Genomic DNA, 3488 nt, shown 5'->3' with positions numbered 1-3488 from the left:
CGGACCAGCTGCGCAGCGGCGAGCCGCGCTATCAGGATTGGAAGGCGCTGGGCGCCCAGGCGCTGGTCGCCGGCAACACCACGACGGGCGGCGACGGCCGCATGAAGGTCGATTTCCGCCTGTGGGACGTTGCCGCCGGCCAGTACATGCAGGGGCTGAGCTACAGCGCCTCGCCGCAGGAATGGCGCCGCATCGCCCACATCGTGGCGGATGCCATCTATAAGCGCCTGACCGGCGAGGACGGCTATTTCGACACGCGCATCGTCTACGTCGCCGAATCCGGCCCGGCGAACGCGCGCAAGAAGCAGCTGGCCATCATGGACCAGGACAGTGCCAACCATCAGTTCCTGACCGACGGCCAGACCCTGGTCCTGACGCCGCGCTTCTCGCCGACGTCGCAGGAAATCACGTACATGTCGTACTTCAACAAGAAGCCGCGCGTGTACCTGTTCAACATCGACACCGGCCGCCAGGAGGTCCTGGGCGACTTCCCCGGCATGACCTTCGCCCCGCGCTTCTCGCCGGACGGCAACAAGGTGATCATGTCGATGGCCCAGAACGGCAACACCGACATCTACACCCTGGACCTGCGCACCCGCCGCCAGACCCAGCTGACCGATGCGCCGGGCATCGATACCGCCCCCAGCTATTCCCCGGACGGCCAGCGGATCGTCTTCGAGTCGGACCGCGGCGGCACGCAGCAGCTCTATGTCATGGGCGCCGACGGCTCTGGCGTGAAGCGTCTGACCTTCGGCGAGGGCCGCTACGGTACGCCGGTGTGGTCGCCGCGCGGCGACCTGATCGCCTTCACGCGCCAGCGTGGTAGCAGCTTTGCAGTGGGCGTAATCCGTCCGGATGGGACGGGGGAACGAATCCTGACCGAAGCCTTCCACGTCGAAGGCCCGACATGGGCGCCGAACGGCCGTGTTCTCATGTTCTTCAAGGACTTGCCGTCGGGCGATGGCCGAGGCCGCAACGCGAAGCTGTACAGCATCGACATCACGGGCGCCAACGAGCGTCGCGTGAGCACCCCTGTCGATGCGTCGGACCCTGCGTGGTCGCCCTTGATTCCCTAGTGGAGTAGCCCTATTTTGCGGCGGCGCGGGAGCAATGCTCAAGACAAAGGTCGATGTCGTCTTTTCGTCGGGGCTTGGCGGAAAGAAGCGGCCCCCGCGCAGACCAGGACTCGGCCATCCGGCAAGTTTCGTTCAATTGCCAATCAAGTTTCGTTCAAGGGGTCCCTGAACATGCGCATGAAGTTCCTCGCCCTCGCCGCGGTCGCTCTGCTCGCCGCTTGCGAATCCACTCCGAACGACGCCGCCAACGGCGCCAACACCGGTGCCCAGCAGTCGTCGGTCCGTCCGGGTTCGGCGGAAGATTTCGTCGTCAACGTCGGCGACCGCGTCTTCTTCGGTCTCGACCGCTTCGACCTGTCGCCGGAGGCTCGCGCCACCCTCGACCGTCAGGCCAAGTGGCTGCAGACCTACGGCTCGGTCACCGTCACCGTCGAGGGCCATGCCGACGAGCGCGGCACCCGCGAGTACAACCTGGCCCTGGGTGAGCGTCGCGCCAACTCGGTGAAGAACTACCTTGCCGCCAAGGGCATCCCGGCCAGCCGCGTCAACGTCGTCTCCTACGGCAAGGAGCGTCCGGCCGTGGTTGGTTCGAACGAGGCCGCATGGTCGCAGAACCGCCGTGGCGTGACCGTCGTCAACTGATGACGCCGGTCCCCGCCTGACGGGGAACAGGGAAGGGCGCCGCCGCCGGGAAGCCGGAGGCGGCGCCTTTTCTTTTTTGGCGTGGGCGTTCACCGCCTCTTTCGAGGGCCGGATTTCCGCTCCCGCGTGCTTCTTTGCGCCGGCGCGCAAGTTCTGCTAAACAGCGGCCATCGCGTCGCCTTTTTCGTTCGCCATGGTCGCCGTGGGTGCTCCCCCCGGCATCAGATCTCCTCAGGATCCCACGCGCATGACCAACATCCGTCCCGTCGCCGCCCTGCTGCTGGGTGGCATGCTCGCGGCAATGTCCGCCCCTGGCCCCGCCCTGGCCCAGTCGAAGGGGCAGATCGAGCGGCTGCAATCGCTGGAAACCCAGGTTGCGGCACTGGGCGGTCCGGTTGAGGTGGCGCAGCTGTCGCCGTCCGTCGCTGCCGACTTCGAGATCCGCCTGCAGAACCTCGAACGGACCATTCAGGATCTGACCGGCAAGTACGAGGAATCGAGCTATCAGGTCACCCAGCTGCGCGAGCGTCTGGAAAAGGTCAACGCCGACGTCGATTTCCGCCTGAAGGAGCTGGAAAAGGGCGGCGGGGCCGCCGGCGGCGCCATGGGTGGGGCGATGGGCGGTGCGATGTCCGATGCCGCGCCGAGCAAGCCGTCCAAGGCGGCCGCGGCTGATGACAAGAAGGCCGACAAGCCGGCGCAGACCGCTTCGGCCAATCCGCCCTCCACCGCCGGGCTGTCGCCGGAAAAACAGTATGAGCAGGCGTTCGAGCTGCTGCGCAACTCCGACTATGACCGGGCGGAGAAGGCCCTGCAGGACTTCATCGCCAAGAACAAGTCGCACGCCTATGCCGGCAACGCGCAATATTGGCTGGGCGAGAGCTATTACGTCCGCAACAAATTCCCGGAAGCGGCCCAGGCCTTCGCCGAGGTGCTGTCCAAGTACCGCACCAACCCGAAGGCGGCGGACAGCCTGCTGAAGCTGGGCATGACCCTGCAGCAGATGAACAAGAAGTCGGATGCCTGCACCGCCTTCGGTCAGCTGCTGACCAAGTTCCCCGAAGCCTCGGCCAGCGTGAAGCGCCGTGCCGATACGGAGCGCAAGCGCATCAATTGCCCGGCCTGATGGGCGGAAGCGGTGGCGACTCCGCTCCGGTAACGCCGGAGGAGTTCGCCCGCACCCTGGCGGCGATCGGTGGATTCGAGCCGGCCCCGGCCGTCGCGGTCGGCGTTTCCGGCGGTGGAGACAGCGTGGCGCTGGTCTTGCTGCTGCGGCATTGGGTCGCAGAGCGCGGCGGAACCCTGCTGGCGCTGACCGTCGATCACGGGTTGCGCCCCGAGTCCGGCGACGAGGCGGCGGCGGTCGGGCAGGCCATGGCCCGGTTAGGCGTTCCGCATCGGGTTCTGCGCTGGGAGGGGACAAAGCCGTCGGCCGGCGTGCAGGCGGCGGCCAGGACCGCGCGGCACCGGCTGCTTGGCGCGGCCTGTGCCGGGGCGGGCATCCTGCATCTGGCGCTCGCCCATCATCGCGACGATCAGGCGGAAACGGTTCTGCTGCGTCTGGCCCGCGGCTCCGGCATCGACGGGCTGGCCGGGATGGCGCCCGTCCGCGCCGATGGGGCGGTTCGGGTGATCCGGCCGTTGCTTGGTTTTTCCCACGACCGGCTGCTGGCGACCTGCCGCGCCGAAGGCGTGGACTGGATCGAGGATCCCTCCAACCACAATCCACGATTCGCCCGCGCCCGTCTGCGTGCCGCCCGCGCCCTGCTG

Annotated in this window: 4 protein-coding genes; all 4 read left to right on the top strand. The window is 67.3% G+C overall.

Features of this window, described 5'->3' with window-relative positions:
* A partial coding sequence (gene tolB / locus I71_RS31505; protein WP_042703626.1) for a Tol-Pal system beta propeller repeat protein TolB occupies positions 1 to 1076 on the top strand: 1076 nt, incomplete at its 5' end.
* A gap of 171 nt (positions 1077 to 1247) precedes the next feature.
* Positions 1248 to 1718, top strand: coding sequence for a peptidoglycan-associated lipoprotein Pal (gene pal / locus I71_RS31500; protein WP_042703624.1), 471 nt, complete (start codon positions 1248 to 1250; stop codon positions 1716 to 1718).
* A gap of 247 nt (positions 1719 to 1965) precedes the next feature.
* Positions 1966 to 2844 carry a tol-pal system protein YbgF gene (gene ybgF / locus I71_RS31495; protein ID WP_049976433.1) on the top strand — a complete coding sequence of 293 codons (879 nt, stop codon included), beginning with the start codon at positions 1966 to 1968 and terminating at the stop codon, positions 2842 to 2844.
* Positions 2832 to 3488, top strand: a 657-nt coding sequence (gene tilS, locus I71_RS31490) for a tRNA lysidine(34) synthetase TilS (RefSeq protein WP_244434174.1), incomplete at its 3' end; no start/stop codon positions are given. The genes ybgF and tilS, both read left to right, overlap by 13 nt.

The sequence above is a fragment of the Azospirillum sp. B506 genome (assembly GCF_000333595.1).
Taxonomy (GTDB): Bacteria; Pseudomonadota; Alphaproteobacteria; order Azospirillales; family Azospirillaceae; genus Azospirillum.
Note: the sequence above shows the minus strand (reverse complement) of the source record. Positions and strands in the feature narration are given on the sequence as shown.

Coding starts and splice junctions, on each gene's coding strand:
- ybgF (WP_049976433.1), top strand. CDS start 1,966: ATGACCAACATCCGTCCCGTCGCCGCCCTGCTGCTGGGTGGCATGCTC.
- pal (WP_042703624.1), top strand. CDS start 1,248: ATGCGCATGAAGTTCCTCGCCCTCGCCGCGGTCGCTCTGCTCGCCGCT.